This is a genomic window from Robertmurraya sp. FSL W8-0741, from assembly GCF_038004005.1.
GTDB classification, from domain to species: domain Bacteria; phylum Bacillota; class Bacilli; order Bacillales; family Cytobacillaceae; genus Robertmurraya; species Robertmurraya siralis.
The window spans coordinates 1,989,601-2,006,399 of record NZ_JBBOQG010000001.1; the positions used below are offsets into that span (position 1 = coordinate 1,989,601).

General features: G+C 37.4%; 15 protein-coding genes. 11 read left to right on the plus strand and 4 right to left on the minus strand.

Going from position 1 to position 16,799, the window contains the following annotated elements:
* Positions 1-32: 32 nt before the first annotated feature.
* Positions 33-407: a DUF4190 domain-containing protein gene (locus NST02_RS09590; RefSeq protein WP_137743847.1), complete on the plus strand. Its 375-nt coding sequence runs from the start codon at positions 33-35 to the stop codon at positions 405-407.
* 71 nt (positions 408-478) lie between these two features.
* On the opposite strand, the gene ispG is transcribed toward NST02_RS09590, so the two are convergent.
* The 3 genes from ispG to NST02_RS09605 form a co-directional block, all read right to left on the minus strand.
* Complete coding sequence (gene ispG, locus NST02_RS09595) at positions 479-1,585, minus strand: flavodoxin-dependent (E)-4-hydroxy-3-methylbut-2-enyl-diphosphate synthase (protein ID WP_244988884.1); 1,107 nt, start codon at positions 1,583-1,585, stop codon at positions 479-481.
* Positions 1,586-1,752: 167 nt separating this feature from the next.
* On the minus strand, positions 1,753-2,091 hold the full coding sequence (locus tag NST02_RS09600) for a hypothetical protein (protein ID WP_340948820.1): 339 nt from the start codon (positions 2,089-2,091) through the stop codon (positions 1,753-1,755).
* Positions 2,092-2,504: 413 nt separating this feature from the next.
* Positions 2,505-3,278 (minus strand): DUF1189 domain-containing protein, encoded by a 774-nt coding sequence (locus NST02_RS09605; protein WP_095306833.1) that lies wholly within the window; start codon positions 3,276-3,278, stop codon positions 2,505-2,507.
* Between the two features lie 605 nt (positions 3,279-3,883).
* On the opposite strand from NST02_RS09605, the gene NST02_RS09610 reads away from it, so the two are divergent.
* Both NST02_RS09610 and NST02_RS09615 read left to right on the plus strand, forming a co-directional pair.
* On the plus strand, positions 3,884-5,515 hold the full coding sequence (locus tag NST02_RS09610) for a Na/Pi cotransporter family protein (RefSeq protein WP_211344116.1): 1,632 nt from the start codon (positions 3,884-3,886) through the stop codon (positions 5,513-5,515).
* An 81-nt stretch (positions 5,516-5,596) separates the two neighbouring features.
* Positions 5,597-6,076, plus strand: a complete 480-nt coding sequence (locus NST02_RS09615; RefSeq protein ID WP_095306832.1) for a DUF456 domain-containing protein — start codon at positions 5,597-5,599, stop codon at positions 6,074-6,076.
* A gap of 139 nt (positions 6,077-6,215) precedes the next feature.
* Here the strand turns inward: NST02_RS09615 and NST02_RS09620 are convergent, their stop codons facing one another.
* Positions 6,216-6,911: a Crp/Fnr family transcriptional regulator gene (locus tag NST02_RS09620; RefSeq protein ID WP_095306831.1), complete on the minus strand. Its 696-nt coding sequence runs from the start codon at positions 6,909-6,911 to the stop codon at positions 6,216-6,218.
* Between the two features lie 521 nt (positions 6,912-7,432).
* On the opposite strand from NST02_RS09620, the gene sodA reads away from it, so the two are divergent.
* The 8 genes from sodA (at position 7,433) to phoU (ending at position 16,635) form a co-directional block, all read left to right on the plus strand.
* Positions 7,433-8,041, plus strand: a complete 609-nt coding sequence (gene sodA, locus NST02_RS09625; RefSeq protein WP_095306830.1) for a superoxide dismutase SodA — start codon at positions 7,433-7,435, stop codon at positions 8,039-8,041.
* Between the two features lie 116 nt (positions 8,042-8,157).
* The gene (locus NST02_RS09630) at positions 8,158-9,369 is read left to right on the plus strand and encodes an MFS transporter (protein ID WP_095306829.1); all 1,212 of its coding nucleotides are present in this window, start codon (positions 8,158-8,160) and stop codon (positions 9,367-9,369) included.
* Between the two features lie 275 nt (positions 9,370-9,644).
* The gene (locus NST02_RS09635; protein WP_095306828.1) at positions 9,645-11,807 is read left to right on the plus strand and encodes a peptidoglycan D,D-transpeptidase FtsI family protein; all 2,163 of its coding nucleotides are present in this window, start codon (positions 9,645-9,647) and stop codon (positions 11,805-11,807) included.
* A 344-nt stretch (positions 11,808-12,151) separates the two neighbouring features.
* On the plus strand, positions 12,152-13,168 hold the full coding sequence (locus tag NST02_RS09640) for a PstS family phosphate ABC transporter substrate-binding protein (protein ID WP_095306826.1): 1,017 nt from the start codon (positions 12,152-12,154) through the stop codon (positions 13,166-13,168).
* A 137-nt stretch (positions 13,169-13,305) separates the two neighbouring features.
* Positions 13,306-14,211 (plus strand): phosphate ABC transporter permease subunit PstC, encoded by a 906-nt coding sequence (gene pstC, locus NST02_RS09645; RefSeq protein WP_095307090.1) that lies wholly within the window; start codon positions 13,306-13,308, stop codon positions 14,209-14,211.
* Positions 14,212-14,213: 2 nt separating this feature from the next.
* A complete protein-coding gene (gene pstA, locus NST02_RS09650) occupies positions 14,214-15,098 on the plus strand; it encodes a phosphate ABC transporter permease PstA (protein WP_095306825.1) in 885 nt (294 codons plus the stop codon).
* Between the two features lie 17 nt (positions 15,099-15,115).
* Positions 15,116-15,949 (plus strand): phosphate ABC transporter ATP-binding protein PstB, encoded by an 834-nt coding sequence (gene pstB / locus NST02_RS09655; protein ID WP_095307082.1) that lies wholly within the window; start codon positions 15,116-15,118, stop codon positions 15,947-15,949.
* Positions 15,950-15,975: 26 nt separating this feature from the next.
* On the plus strand, positions 15,976-16,635 hold the full coding sequence (gene phoU / locus NST02_RS09660; RefSeq protein WP_340948825.1) for a phosphate signaling complex protein PhoU: 660 nt from the start codon (positions 15,976-15,978) through the stop codon (positions 16,633-16,635).
* The last annotated feature ends 164 nt before the right edge of the window (positions 16,636-16,799 follow it).

Below are 16,799 nucleotides of genomic sequence, written 5' to 3' on the forward strand. Positions count from 1 at the left end.
TGCTCCTATAAAGAAAGCGAGGGATTTTAAATATGGCAGATCAAGAACGCAAGGTCCCCGTCACTAATTTGCGAAAGGATGACTGGGGATTAGAATCGTATGAACAAACAAAGACTGCAGATTATTTAGAGGAAACCTCAGCTGAAATGGCTGCTCCAGTAACTTTTGACAGAGAAAATAAGGAAGAGCGGGATGCTGATGCAGGTGCGGGGGGAACAGGACTGGGCTTTGCCGCGATCATCCTCTCGATCTTATCTTTATTTGTTTCTCCGATTTTGTTTGGGGCAGTAGGCATCGTGCTTGGATTTATTGCACGTCGCAGAGGAGCACAAAGTCTCGGTAGCTGGGCGATTGGGATCGGGGCTGTATCTATTATTTTAGGGATGTTTATTCTTCCGTTTTTTTAAGCTTTTCAAGCTAGGAGCACTTGAAAGCTATAAAAAATACGAGGCTCGGCATACAGCCAAGCCTCGTATTTTTATTGAGCAGTTTCCACTTTTGCTTCTGCTTCTTTTTTAGCAAAATATTCGGCCGCAATTTGATCAATTTCTTTTTTCAATTCCTCAACCATTGTTTCCTCGGGAACTTTACGAACAATTTTTCCTTTGCGGAAGAGGAGTCCTTCGCCACGGGCACCTGCAATACCAATATCTGCTTCCCGGGCCTCACCTGGACCATTTACCGCACAACCAAGCACCGCTACTTTTATAGGGGCTTTAATCGTTGAAATATATTCTTCAACTTCATTTGCGATGCTTATTAGATCGATTTCGATTCGACCGCATGTCGGACAGGAAATTAAAGTTGCTGCATTTGAAGATAGTCCAAATGATTTGAGAAGCTCTCTAGCCACTTTAACTTCTTCAACAGGATCGGCACTTAAAGAAATCCGTAATGTATTTCCAATTCCTTTGCTGAGGATTGCACCTAAGCCAGCAGCACTCTTTACTGTGCCGGCGAATAATGTTCCGGATTCTGTTATTCCTAAATGTAATGGGTAATCAAAGGCTTTTGCCGCTTTTTCATATGCTTCGATCGCTAAATTTACATCAGACGCTTTCATGGAAACGATAATATCATGGAAATCGAGATCTTCTAAAATTTTAATATGGTGAAGGGCGCTTTCCACCATGCCATCAGCAGTCGGATAACCATATTTTTCAATTATGCGTTTTTCAAGGGAGCCAGCATTAACTCCAATGCGAATAGGAATTCCTTTTGCTTTAGCGGCTTTCACAACAGCTTCTACTTTTTCTCTCTTACCGATATTGCCTGGGTTAATGCGGATTTTGTCGGCTCCTCCTTCGATTGCTTTAAGTGCCAGCTTGTAGTCAAAATGTATATCGACTACTAAAGGGATATTAATTCTTTTCTTAATTTCAGCGATGGCATCAGCGGCCCGCTCATCTGGACATGCAACCCTGACAATTTGACAACCAGCTTCCTCTAATCGATTGATTTGTTCTACAGTAGCATCCACATCATGCGTTTTGGTTGTTGTCATACTTTGGATGACAAGTTCATTATTGCCTCCAATTGTTAAATTACCAACTTTGACAGGACGGGTTTTTGTACGATGTATAATTTCACTCAAAAGTGATTCTCTCCTTTTTTTAAAAGAAATAAGCACCTGAATCAAATCCGTTAAGTAGGACAATACGAAGTTGATTCATCTATCATTATAATGCTAATATGAGTTAATTGTATCAGTGAAGGGTTTACCTTGACAAGAAACTTACTGGTTTAAATGGATTATTCATATATTTTACTATAATCTGGAAATTTGTAAACTTTACCAATTTGTATTTTATTCGCTTCAGTTCCATTATTGAGGATGCGAAAATCCTTTGTTATTTCATCTATCGGAACAGGGATTGGACCATTTAATTGTTTTTCGATAATGGACAGGACTGTTTCCCCGCTTTGCACTTCTTTATCAAAGTAACTGATACTGGATTGCCAATTTGTAGGCATTTCACTTTGAGCACTCGTATTTGTTTCAATTGCCATAGGGAGTGTTCCTTTACTCAAGTCATAGTAAATGGAAAAAATAGTTGCGACGATTAAAAGTAGGATGAATAGGCGTTTCATTGGTCTAACTCCTTTATCGGGTTTTTTCCATATATATGCTCGTCCAATTTATAATAGTACAAAAATGGAAGTAACAGGTATTTGGCATTATTATTTGAAGTTTATTTGTCTGTGGAAGAACTATTGAAACAGGATTCATGTTCCATCCCGTCATTCTAACCTTTCTTTTTTAGGATGAAGATGTGCAGTTAAGAAAACTGTTAATTGCACATTGAGTTTTCAATGATGTTTTTGCAAGGATAAGGGAATGAATTTTAAAGTTTCGCTTATAGAAGAAGAGTGCGCGGTGCCCTGCCCTGTATGTCGTTTGAGGAAGCGTATAAAGAGACTGTTTCGATTTTTATGAACTCTCTAAAATGACAAAAGACAGTGAGAGTCATCTCGCTGTCTTTTGCTGAAAATCAAAAACGCATTTATAGTTCTGCTTCTTTTGCAGAAGGAACTTCTTTTAATGCTAGGAACAATACAAGTACAGAGACGAGCCAATTTAACCAAAAGCCATATGGAACAACTGTACGGAAGATATCCATAATCATGAAAAATACTGTAGGCAGAACAATACTATAGGCAGCCATTCGCCATATATGACGATACTTGAGCTCCTCGCCTTTTCTATAAATCATGACTCCGATTAGGGCCAAAACGGAAATTCCAATAAATTTCATCGCGCTTGCAAAGAGATAAATAAAGATGATTAAAATGGGGATGGCAATAGCTAAAAGAGAGTCCAGGGAATTGACAAAACTGGCTATATCACTCTTTGTTAAAGCGATGTCCATTGATGAATAAGAAAAATGATCATTAGCACTGCCTGGGATGATAATGGCAAAGTCATTTTTTAAAAGAGCAATGGAATTAATGGAAAGATCTAAATCATTTAATTCAATTTCTCCAGTTGAGTCGAAAATAACGGTCAAATCTGGATGTTCAATTTTGACAGGAGCGTCATGATCAGAAATTAATTCACCATCCGCAATGGTGAAATCTGGTATGTCCTTATCGATCGATTGTTGCATGACATTAAATCCATTCACAATATCCGTACTAATCTGTATAGAAGTAGGAATAATGGAAATAAGGACGAGCAAAAAGACAAATAAAATCGTTTTGCCTATTCCTTGGTGTCGCCATGATGCAATGCTTTTTGGAGAGTATATGCTCAAGATGAGCTGCTTAAAAATATTCATGTGAAACCACCTTTTAGTTATTCTTTATTCATTTTAGCCTGTGCTAAACCCCAATACAAGATATTCGTATAAGCTTTTTTGTATAAACGATATTAACAACTGCTAATAAGGCTCTGATGTCTGAAAGGGGAGGAGAAGTTCTCATGATTTATCAGTCAAGCGCTCTTTTAAGTATCCACTAATGTAAAGAGAACCTTTTTCTTTCCTTATAGCTTTGATAAAACGATTTTTAGCTCATTTCGTTCGAAATTTGGTTTCACACGAAATGATCTAAAAATCGCCAAAAATACGTAATATTCCCTTTTGAATAATATTATAATAATTATTGTTTGTAATTTGTTTGTAATATAACGTTGATTTATTAAGGGATTGTAAATTTACATCATAAATTATTTACATTGTTACAAACGATAACGCATAATAGGAGAGTCGGTTTTGTAAATATACTCATTAACGAGCACTTAAGCGGTTCAAATACTGATGACAGAGATAAAATTTGGAAAGTGAATCGAGTTCGTTCTTACTCTGAAGCGTATTTTTATGAGATTGATGCGAGAACTTTTTTATTACTTTTTCTTTATTTCATGTAATAGGGGTTGAAGAGTTTGGAGTTTGATGTTCAACAGATGATATTTGAGTTTCTTGGTGGACTAGGGATTTTCTTGTTTGGCATAAAGTATATGGGCGATGGTCTGCAAAAATCTGCTGGGGACAAGCTTAGAGATATATTAGATCGATTCACGACCAACCCTTTAATGGGAGTGCTGGCTGGGATTATTGTTACTGGATTAATACAATCGAGTAGTGGAACGACCGTTATTACAATTGGTTTGGTTAGTGCTGGCTTTATGACTTTACGTCAGGCAATTGGAGTGATCATGGGTGCCAATATTGGAACGACCATAACGGCTTTTATTATTGGCATTGATGTTGGCGCATATGCCTTACCTATTATTGCTCTAGGATCTATATTATTATTTTTCTTTAAAAATAAAAAGGTACACAGTATAGGACAAATTGTTTTCGGTTTTGGTGCCTTATTCTTTGGACTTGAGCTGATGAGTAGCGGAATGAAACCGTTAAGTGGTTTAGAGACCTTTCATGAATTAACAGTAAGCATGAGTTCTAATCCAATTCTTGGAGTTATAATTGGAACCGTCTTTACTGTGATTGTCCAAAGTTCTAGTGCTACAATAGGCATTTTGCAAGGCTTATTTGCTGAAGGTTTAATTGATCTTAATGCTGCGCTGCCAGTATTATTCGGAGATAATATTGGAACAACAATAACAGCTGTTCTAGCATCGATTGGAGCTTCTGTAGCAGCAAAACGCGCCGCAGCAACCCATGTGTTATTTAACTTAATCGGTGCAACGATTTTTATGATATTTATCACTCCTTTTACAATCCTAATTGAATTTTTGCAAGATAAGCTACATCTTAATCCGGAAATGACAATTGCTTTTGCACATGGTATTTTTAATACAACGAATACATTGATTCAATTCCCGTTTATTGCGGTTCTTGCCGTGATTGTGACAAAATTGATTCCAGGTGAGGATTCTGTCTTTGAGTATAAAGCGAAGCATTTAGATCCGGTTTTCATAGAGCAGTCCCCTTCCATTGCGTTGGGACAAGCGAAAGAAGAGGTCCTGAGAATGGGGCAATTTGCTGTGCTAGGATTGACAGAGACGAATAATTATATGAAAACGAAAGCGCAAAAACACTCAGATACAGCAGCTCAGCTTGAAGATGCGATAAACAATTTAGATAGAAAGATAACGGAATACTTAGTGGCATTATCATCTAGCTCTTTATCAGAAACAGAATCAAATGAGCATTCTACTTTAGTTGATACCATTCGTGATATTGAAAGAATTGGTGATCATTATGAAAACGTGCTTGAATTAGTTGAATATCAATTAGCCAATAAAGTAAAAATAACTAAACCGGCGATGGATGAGCTTGAGGAAATGTTCCAATTAACGATCTCTACTGTTAAGGAAGCAGTCAATGCCTTAGATCATAATGATAAAGAACAGGCACGAAACGTCATTAAGAAGGAAGAGCAGATTGACAAGATGGAAAGAAAATTGCGCAAGCAGCATATTCTTCGCTTAAGCGGCGGGGAATGCAGCGCCCAAGCAGGTATTGTGTTTGTTGATATAATTAGCAATCTTGAAAGAATCGGCGATCATGCTGTAAATATCGCTGAAGCTGTGTTAGGAGAAAGACATTAAATTATGAAAAACTCGCTCTTTTTGGCGAGTTTTTCTGATCTCGTTTATAATTTATGTGAATGATGGAAAGGAATTGATAAAATGGATATTTTGTACTGGATTATTATTATTGCGCTTTTTGTCATTTCATTTATTGGATTGATTTATCCGATTGTTCCAAGTGTTTTGTTTATTCTTGGAGGATATCTTTTATATGGATTTTTCTTTAGTTTTGAACCATTTAATTGGTTTTTTTGGATTATTCAGGGTTTATTCATTCTATTATTATTTGTCGCTGATTTCGTCGCCAATTTGCTGGGAATAAAAAAATACGGAGGTTCAAAAGCTGGAATTTGGGGCAGTACCATTGGAATATTGATCGGTCCATTTGTTATTCCTTTTCTTGGGATTATTATCGGTCCTTTTTTAGGGGCCGTCATGGCGGAATGGATGATTAATAAAAAAGGGTTTAAAGAGGGGCTAACGATTGGATTTGGTTCTGTCATCGGTTTTATTAGCAGTGTTGTAACAAAAGGATTAATTCAAGTGTTGATGATCATTTATTTCTTTGTCATTGTGTAAAAAACAATACTAGCTCAATTTTTTATGGGGCCAGTATTGTTTTTCTTGCAAGCTGGTTTTAATATCTCGGGCTCTAAACTTATCAAGCAATTGAAAGGAAATTCAGTGCGAACAATGTTTCGAGGTAGTTGCCGTTTTGTTAATTTATCCCGCAAATTTCAAACGGACAGTTTTGACAATCCACGCTTTCTTTTAAATAATTAATGTTTTTAATAATGAGCTTTTGCTGATTATAAGAGATGATATCTTTTTCACGAAGCTCTTTTAACATCCTTTGTATAACTTCTCTCGTTCCATAAGTAAAATTGGCAAGCTCCTGGTGTGTCAGCGGTAAATCAATCAGTATTCCCTCATCCGTCATAACGCCATAGCTATTGCATAAACGAATGAGAATGGAATAGAGTCCGCCCTTTTTCCCATTCATCATCAGATCCTGGCATTTCATTTGCGCTTTCAAATAACGGGTGCTTAACCATGAGGATAAGGCATTTAAAAGATTTTGATTGCTATGCACAAATTCTTCGAAATCGGCACGTTTAATCATAAGCATTTCACAGTCTGTAAAAGTTTTTGCGTAAAAATGATATTTGGCTTGTGGTTTGAATAGTTGATATTCAATAATTAATTCTTCTCCTGATAAAATTTTCAGGATGAATTCTTTTCCTTTCATATGAACACGGCCAAGGGCAACGCTGCCACGCAGTAATATAAAAATATAATCAACTGAATCTCTTTCATTAAAGAGGATGGTTCCAGCTTTATATTTTTGAATGGTTTCTTTATCAATAAATTCTTGTATGAGGAGGCTATACAGAGAAACGGTGGACTCTTTCATACGATCTCACTCCTATGTTCAAAATTTTCGATAGAAAGGTTATCGTAAATAGTATAATGAAAATGACCTTTCTTTCTTTTTAAGGGACACCTCGATTTCGAAAGAATACCTTTTAACAGGTTGAAATATGCCAAATCAATTTGGTCGAAGCAGATTGTATAAAAAACATTGTGATATTCTTCACTTTAGAAAAATTTATCGATACTGTCAATATCGTCAGGAAGCTGAAATCTCTATTAATACAGTGATTATGACTTAAAACGTTGATATATAAGGAAATAGAGACTCTTGACAAATTATCGAACTTTGTGATAAATAGTGTTGAATTTAAGAAGGAAAAAAGAACCTGCATGTGGAATACTATCAGTTGAATAGGAAATAATAGTTATGTTACCTAAGTCATTATGTTTGAAAGGAATTTCTAACTTTGGTAATCTTAATTTAAACACATTAGGAATATTCTTAATATAGAAAAGGGAATATTTCTAAAATCATTTCTATTACATAGGGAGGAATTAACAATGGCTTTTGAATTACCACAATTACCTTATGCTTATGATGCACTTGAACCGCATATTGACAAAGAAACGATGAACATTCACCACACAAAGCATCACAACACATATGTTACAAATTTAAATAATGCGTTGGAAGGTAATGAGGAGCTTCTTTCTAAGTCGGTTGAAGAAGTTGTTTCAAATCTTGATGCGGTACCGGAAGCTGCACGCACAGCAGTACGTAATAACGGTGGCGGTCATGCTAACCATTCGTTATTCTGGACCATCCTTTCACCAAATGGTGGAGGTGCACCTACTGGAGAATTAGCGGATGCAATAACTGCTAAATTTGGAAGCTTTGATAATTTCAAGGCCGAATTCACAAAAGCAGCAACAACACGATTCGGTTCTGGTTGGGCTTGGTTAGTTGTAAATAATGGAGAATTAGAAGTAACAAGTACGCCAAACCAAGACTCTCCATTAATGGAAGGCAAAACACCTGTACTTGGACTTGATGTTTGGGAGCATGCCTACTATTTAAATTATCAAAACCGCCGTCCTGACTACATCGGTGCTTTTTGGAATGTAGTTAATTGGGATGAAGTGGCTAAGCGTTACAGCGCAGCGAAATAATTACTACTGCAAAAAAAGCAGGGGATTTTCCCTCTGCTTTTTTTGATCTTGATTATTGTGTATAATCATGCTCCTTTTGTTAGAAACTACCCCTTAGATATAAAGGGGAGAATTAAATGAGTAAAATAAATAAACTGCTTGGTGATGTAGAACTAACAAGAGATCTGTCTTTATTACTAATGATTGGCGGATTATATTCCCTCAGCATTGCTCTATCCAATACATTCGTGAATATATATTTATGGAAGCAATCAGGTGAATTTCGCGATTTGGGAATGTATAATCTGGCTGTCGTTGTATTACAACCGATTACATTTATTCTTGCGGGAAGGTGGGCTAAGAAAATTGACAGAGTGATTGTGCTAAGGATCGGCGTCATTTTTTTAGCTCTCTTTTATTTGACCGTTTTAATTATCGGCACCGCTGCTTCTAAATATTTATTACTGCTTGGCGGTTTATTAGGTGTTGGATACGGGTTCTACTGGCTTGCTTACAATGTACTTACCTTTGAAATTACGGAGCCGGAAACGAGGGACTTTTTTAATGGCTTCCTCGGAATTTTGTCTTCTGTTGGCGGGATGATTGGACCGATAGCAGCAGGTTTTATTATTGCAAAGATGGAAAAGTTTATTGGTTATTCAATCGTATTTGGAATTTCATTAGGCTTGTTTTTTTTAGCTGTGATTCTAAGTTTTTCTCTGAAAAGGAGACCGGCAAAAGGAAAATATTATTTTATTCGAATCTTGCAAGAAAGAAAACAGAACAAAAATTGGCAATTGATCAATCATGCCCATTTCTTTCAAGGTTTTAGAGAAGGTACGTTTGCTTTCATTATTTCCGTGTTTGTCTTTATTGCTACTGGCAGTGAGCTATCGTTAGGAACCTTTGGGTTGATTAATTCGGGAGTTGCTTTTGTCGCCTATTACTTCGTTTCTAGAATGATAAAAAAAGAAATGAGGAAAAGAGCAATATTAATCGGAGGCATTATTTTATATTTATCCATTTTTATCATTGTCTTCGATCCAACCTATATGAAGCTGCTGATTTATGCTGGAGTAATTGCTGTCGCCTATCCGCTCCTACTGGTGCCATATATGTCGATGACATACGATGTCATTGGCCGTGGTTGGAAAGCAGCGGAGATGAGAATAGAATATATTGTCGTAAAAGAGATATTTTTAAATGCTGGCAGAGTCATTTCGATTTTATTATTCCTGCTGGGAATAGCATTTTATGATCCGGAAAAGGTGATCCCGCTCCTATTATTGCTGCTTGGAGCAGGACACACATTGATCTATTTTTTTATTCGAAAAATAAAACTTGCTTAATGAAGGGAAGGGGGCAATTAACCTCTCCCTTTTATTATGTTTCAATGTGCGGATGTTTCAGGGAAAAGGACTTTTGTTTAGATGAAATGTTAGAAGAATCGCGATCTTCTACCTGTTCAATAAAAACCGAAGCAAATTCTGTTAAAACATAAAATGCTCCTTCATGGAGTTGTGTAAAAAGGAAAAATCTTTTATTGCATAAGAATAGAAATTTCAAGGCCTTTCAATTACAATTAAACTATTGTATAAAGCAACTAGGAAGTAGGTTTGACAAAATGGTTCAAAATAAAAAAAAGAAGAAAAAGAAAATTATTCCAGTTCGGTTGAATTTGTTGTTTTTTGTTGTCTTTTTTCTATTTTCTATTTTGATTCTCCGTCTTGGGGTGGTCCAAATAGTGTATGGGGATGACTATAAACGCGAAATCGAAAGAACGGAGGATATTACGGTAAACAATCCGGTTCCAAGAGGGAAAATGTACGATCGAAATGGTCATGTAATTGTAGATAACACTCCGAAAAATGCAATTACCTATACGAATTTTGGAGCAAGTCAAAGTGAAATGCTTGAAGTGGCAGAGAGGCTAGCTCAATTGATCGAATTGAAGCCTGATAAGGTGCAAGAGAGGGATAAAAAGGATTATTGGATAATCAAAAATCCTGATCGTGCTGCTGAAAAAGTATCTGAGGAAGAACATGAGGCATTAAAAGAAGAGCTTGAAACTAAAGAATATAATAGTAAAGTATACAGCCTTCAGCTTGAACGGATTACAGATGAAGAACTTGAAGAGCTAACGGAAGATGATTTAGAAATTTTAGCGATTTATCGAGCGTTTAGTAGTGGTTATGCTTTGACACCGCAGATTGTCAAAAATGAAGATGTAACGCAAAAAGAATTTGCTCTTGTCAGTGAAAATTTGCAATACCTTCCTGGTGTTGATACGACGACAGATTGGGAACGTTCTTATGCATTTGGAAATACATTGAGGACAGTGCTAGGAAAAGTAACGGACTCAAATGAAGGAATCCCGAAAGAAGAGCTTGATTATTACTTAGCGAGAGATTATAACCGAAACGACCGAGTTGGCAAAAGTTATATTGAAAAGCAATATGAGGATGTGCTCCACGGTCAAAAGGCGAAAGTAAAGAATATTACCGATAAAGCAGGGAAAGTGATTGAAACCGAGGTGATTTCCGAAGGTCAACGAGGAAAGGACCTTGTTCTAACCATCGATATGGATCTTCAGCTGGAGGTTGAAAAAATCATTGAAGAAGAACTAAGGGCTGCGAAAAAATCACCAAGAACAGGATTATTAGATCGGGCATTTGTCGTTCTGATGGATCCAAATACTGGTGATATTATAACGATGGCTGGCAAACAGCTTGTTCGAGACAAGGAAACAGGTAAAACCGAAATGCAAGACTTTGCATTAGGAACGATTACGACTTCCTACAATGTTGGCTCAACGGTGAAGGGGGCAACGATCCTTACTGGTTATCAAACGGGAGCGATCAGACCTGGAACCGTATTTTACGATGCACCATTGAAAATTGCTCAAACACCTGAAATGAGTTCTTGGAAGAATTTTGGAAATACAAATGATATCCGTGCTTTAAGAGTTTCGTCCAATGTTTATATGTTCAAGACAGCTATTGAAATTGGTGATGGCCGTTATCAATACGAAAAGCCGCTACCAATCAATACGGAAGCTTTTGATACGATTCGTGAATCTTTTGCCCAATTTGGACTTGGAACAAGGACAGGCATTGATTTGCCAAATGAAGCAACTGGCTATAAAGGGCCTTTAAAAGACCCTGGATTATTGCTCTTTTTATCAATTGGACAGTATGATACGTATACTCCAATGCAATTGGCACAATATGTGTCAACGATTGCCAATGGGGGAAATCGAATTCAACCGCGCATCGTTAAAGAAATTCGTGCGCCATTAATGGAGACAAACGAGCTAGGGCCTGTAATTGAAGAAATAAAACCAACTGTTCTCAATCGGATTAAGCTTGAGAACGGCTGGATGGAAAATGTGCATGAAGGATTTCGTCAAGTTACCCAGCATCCTGAAGGAACTGCGTATGGAAAATTTCATGATGCTTACTATTCACCCGCTGGAAAGACGGGAACGGCACAAGCCTTTTATGATGGTCCTGAAAGAAGCAAATATGCTGAGCCACCAGAAGTGATGAATTTGAGCTTTGTCGGCTATGCTCCTCATAATAATCCAGAAGTGGCCATTTCTGTTGTCGTTCCGTGGGCATATCAGGGAAGAAGCGGAGGACACTCTGCCAATACGATTATTGGACGCAGAGCTTTGGATGCCTATTTTGACTTAAAGAAAACGAGAGAAGAAGCGAAGCTTCACAATACATCCATTGTTGAACAAGAGAATGCAGATGATGATCAGGAACAAACGGAAGAAGAATAACTGTTGCACAAGAAGCTGTGTCAAAAGGTCGTTAAAACGACTTTTTGATGCAGCTTCTCTTTTTTATTTCAAAAATGAAGAGGCTTTATTTGATAATGTCGGGCAAATGGGGAAACCAATGATAAGTCTTTTAATAGAGAGCGGAGGGATGTTCATTTATATTTGAATTGCGCCAGGAACATATTGTCTTTAATCAAATAGTGTGTCCACAAAAATCGACTTTTACTTACATTTACTGCATATTTACACAAGCTTTACAATTTATTAAAACCCTTTTTACAGTCAAACGTTATGCTAATATGCGTAGGACAAAACCACCAATACTCTTAGGGGGAATTAAAGAAATGAAAAGTCTTAAAAAACTAGGTTTATTTTTAATCCTAGCAGCATTTATCGTTGTAGCGACAGCATGTGGTGGCTCAGATGATGCTGATGAAACAGAAGGCAACGAAAACAGCAGTACTGGAAATGAAACTCCAACTGAAGAAGTAGCAGATGAAGGACTTGAAGGTAGCGTTGTTATCGATGGTTCAGGTACTGTCTACCCATTCATGGCAAAAATGGCTGAGAACTATATGACAAACGAACAAGAAGGCGTTTCAGTAGAAGTAGGCCGTGCTGGAACTTCTGCAGGATTTAAAAAATTCTTAGTTGATCAAGGCGGAACAGATTTCAATGATGCCTCTCGTCAAATCAAAGACGAAGAACAAGCAACAGCTGATGAATTAGGAATTGAAGTTCAAGAAATTAAGGTAGCTTTAGACGGTTTAACATTCGTCATTAATCCAGAAAATGATTGGGCAAAAGAATTAACAAAAGATGAGCTTATCAAAATTTTCTTGGATAGCGAAGGAATTAAAAACTGGTCTGACGTTCGTCCTGATTTTCCAAATGAACCAATTTCTAAAATGGGTCCAAACGAGAACCATGGAACTTACGAATTCTTCTGGGAAAAAATTCTTGAAGAGCAAGATTTAGATGCGGACACAAATCTTCAACAAGAATATTCAATTTTAGTTGATCTTGTTTCCAAGGATAAAAATGCTATTGCGTTCTTCGGGTATGGATATTATGAAAACAACAAAGATAAACTGCAAGCAGTACAAGTTGACTTTGGAAATGGTCCTGTTGAACCGAATTTAGATACAATTGGTGAAAGTGAAGACTTTGCTTATAGCCCATTCACACGTCCAGTATTCACATACTTGAATGTAAACATGGCAAAAGAAAAGCCACAAGTATTAGACTTTGCTATCTATGCTGTTGAAAATGCTCAAACTGTTGCAGCAGAAACAGGATTCGCACCATTGACAGATGATGAAGTTAAAGCTTCACTTGATGCGTTAAATGCATTAAAATAATTCATTTTTGAAAGATGAGATGGGGAATTTCCCCTCTCGTCTTTCAGGTTTATATAAATGCCTTCTTGTATATAAATAGGGTCAAATTCTGGAAGGGGAACGTTACGTTGGAAAAGTCGATTGGTCAAGTAAGAAAGATGATCGAAGAAAATAAGAAAACTGCATCTTTAACGAATGTGGTAGAAAAAGTAATCCCGAAAACATTATTTGTTATTGCTGTAATTTCCATTTTAACGACATTGGGTATTTTAGTAACGCTATTGTCTGAAACTGTTGCGTTTTTTAAAGAGATCTCATTCATTGAATTTTTTACAGGTACAGTATTAAAGCCTCTAGGGCAGAATGCGCAGTTCGGTGTTCTCCCTTTACTTACAGGTACATTAATCTCCTCAGCTATAGCGATGGTCGTTGCAATACCGATTGGCTTAATGACAGCCGTTTATTTAAGTGAATATGCATCTGAGAAAGTACGGAAGGTTGTAAAGCCGATTTTGGAAATCCTTGCAGGAATTCCAACGATTGTATACGGCTTTTTTGCGCTTACATTTGTTACTCCTATCTTAAGATCTTTAATTCCAAGTTTAGAACCAACAAATATTTTGAGTCCTGGTATTGTCATGGGAATTATGATCATCCCGATGGTAGCATCACTTTCAGAGGATGCGCTTGGTGCAGTTCCGAACTCGATGAGGGAAGGTGCTCTTGCACTTGGAGCAACGAAATTAGAAGTAACATGGAAGGTAATTGTTCCCGCGGCAATTTCAGGGATTGTAGCATCATTTGTTTTAGCTATTTCCCGAGCAATTGGAGAAACGATGATTGTGACAATTGCAAGTGGTAGTTCGAAAAACTTTACCTTCGATATTACACAGTCTATGCAGACGATGACCGCTTATATTGTAGAGGTAACTGGTGGAGATGCTCCGGCAGGTTCAACACTCTACTATAGTTTATATGCAGTTGCGATGACGTTATTTGTTTTCACCCTTGTGATGAACCTAATTGCCCAATATATCTCTCGTAAATTTAGGGAGGAATACTAAACATGAAATATTTTGACTCAGGACAAATACAGAAAAAATTAGGTTCCCGTTTACTTTTGAATCAGGTTGCCAAAAGATTATTCTTCCTAGCCACTTTAGTAGGGCTAGTAGTCCTTGTCATCCTAATTTATCGCGTTTTTTCAGATAGTCTTGGATGGATTGATTTTGAATTTCTTTCAAATAAGCTCTCAACAGATCCGCAGAAGGCAGGAATTCTTGGGGCAATAAGCGGAACCTTCTGGCTCATGGTCGTTGTTGCACCCGTTACTTTTTTTCTTGGAGTTGGAACGGCTATTTATCTAGAGGAGTTTGCTAAAAAAGGGCGCTTCCAGTCGTTTATTCAAACGAATATTTCCAATCTTGCTGGTGTGCCGTCAATTGTTTTTGGTTTGTTAGGCTTAACCGTTTTTGTAAGAGGACTAGGTTTAGGTGCGGTTGTCTTGGCCGGTGGACTTACAATGGCATTGCTTGTTCTTCCGATTGTTGTCGTTAGTGCGCAAGAGGCGATTCGAGCGGTTCCTCAATATTTGCGGGATGCTTCATATGGGATGGGAGCCACGAAATGGCAAACGATCAAAAATGTCGTTTTGCCGGCAGCAATTCCAGGGATTTTGACAGGAATTATTTTAGCATTATCGCGGGCCATTGGCGAAACAGCTCCATTAGTTGTGTTAGGTATTCCAGCTCTTTTAATCCCGCTTCCAGAAGGAATATTCGATAAATTTACAGTAATGCCATTGCAAATTTATTACTGGACAATAGATGCTGCACTAGTGACGGAATATGCAAATTTAGCTGCTGCTTCAATCGTTGTTTTATTGTTCATCTTATTTTTAATGAATTCGGTAGCAGTTTTTATCCGCAATAAATATCAGAAGAGATATTGATGAAGGGAGTGAAAAGAATGGCAGTGATGACAAAAGTGAAGAAGAACTTTGTGAGTCCAGCAAATATAGGAACTCTTGAGCCTGCCCAAAAGAGTAAAAAGGTTGCCTTTCAAACAAAGGAGCTCAATCTTTGGTACGGCGAAGATCACGCATTAAAGAACATTAATCTTGATATTTTTGAAAATGAAGTGACGGCTATTATCGGACCGTCCGGATGTGGAAAATCCACCTTCATCAAGACGTTGAATCGTATGGTTGAATTAATTCCTGTTGTAAAAATTTCAGGAGACATCTTATATCGGGAAAAAAGTATTTTGAATAAATCTTATAAGGTTGAGGATTTACGTACACGCGTTGGAATGGTCTTTCAAAAACCAAACCCTTTTCCAAAGTCGATTTATGAAAACATTGCATACGGCCCTAAAATCCATGGAATTCGAAATAAAAAGATTTTAGATGAAATTGTTGAAAAAAGCTTGCGTGGTGCAGCAATTTGGGATGAAGTGAAAGATAGACTGCACGAAAATGCATATGGATTATCTGGTGGGCAACAACAGCGAATTTGTATTGCACGCTGTTTAGCAATTGAGCCAGACGTTATTTTAATGGATGAGCCGACTTCTGCACTTGATCCAATCTCGACTTTGAAAATTGAAGAACTTGTTCAGGAACTAAAGAAAGATTTTAGCATTATTATCGTTACTCATAATATGCAGCAGGCTGCCCGTATTTCTGATAAAACAGCATTCTTTTTAAATGGAGAAGTAATTGAATTTGATGCAACAGATAAAATCTTTTCTACCCCTTCAGATAAACGTACAGAAGATTATATAACTGGGCGATTTGGATAAATTGCATTGGAGAGGATGTAGGTTTCATGGTCGTAAGAGAACAGTTTCAGCTTGATCTGAATGAATTACAAGCGAAACTCCTTGAGCTTGGGAGACTGGCAAATCAAGCTTTGGAGAATTCAATCGAGGCCCTGGAGACGTGTAACCTTGAAAAGGCTCTTAAGGTCATTGATGATGATTCAGAGGCGGATGCTTTGTATGAGGAAATTAATGATTTTGCCATCCTATTAATAGCAAAGCAGGCTCCCGTGGCAATCGATTTACGACGGATCATTGTCGCCATAAAGATTGCTACTGATATTGAAAGAATTGGTGATTTTGCCGTCAATATTGCGAAATCAACGATCCGAATTGGAAATGAAGAACATGTGCGCACATTTCAGCAGGTAAAGAAAATGTATAGTATTACAAGAGAGATGCTAAACCTATCACTTCAGGCTTTTGGTAACGAAGATGTTGTCAGTGCGAAAAAGGTTGCAGATATGGATGATGAAGTGGATGAATTATATGGTTCGTCCATCCGCGAGCTTCTAGAGTTACATCGTTCGCATCCTGATAACATTAGTCAAATTACCCAATTATCGTTTGTTTGTCGCTACTTAGAGCGAGCGGCGGACCATGTGACAAACATAGCAGAGAGCATTTTCTACCTCGTCAAAGGGAGACATTATGATTTAAATGCATGAAATGAAGAAAGATGGGAGTAAACAGGCTTCCTTCTCAGACTGGAGACAAACTCGATGAAACCAAGTTTGCCTCTAGTCTTTTTTGCCGTTGAGGAAATATGGATTTCATAGTTTATATAACTATGGAGAAGAGGCTGAACTACCTTCGTCACACAAATGAAATA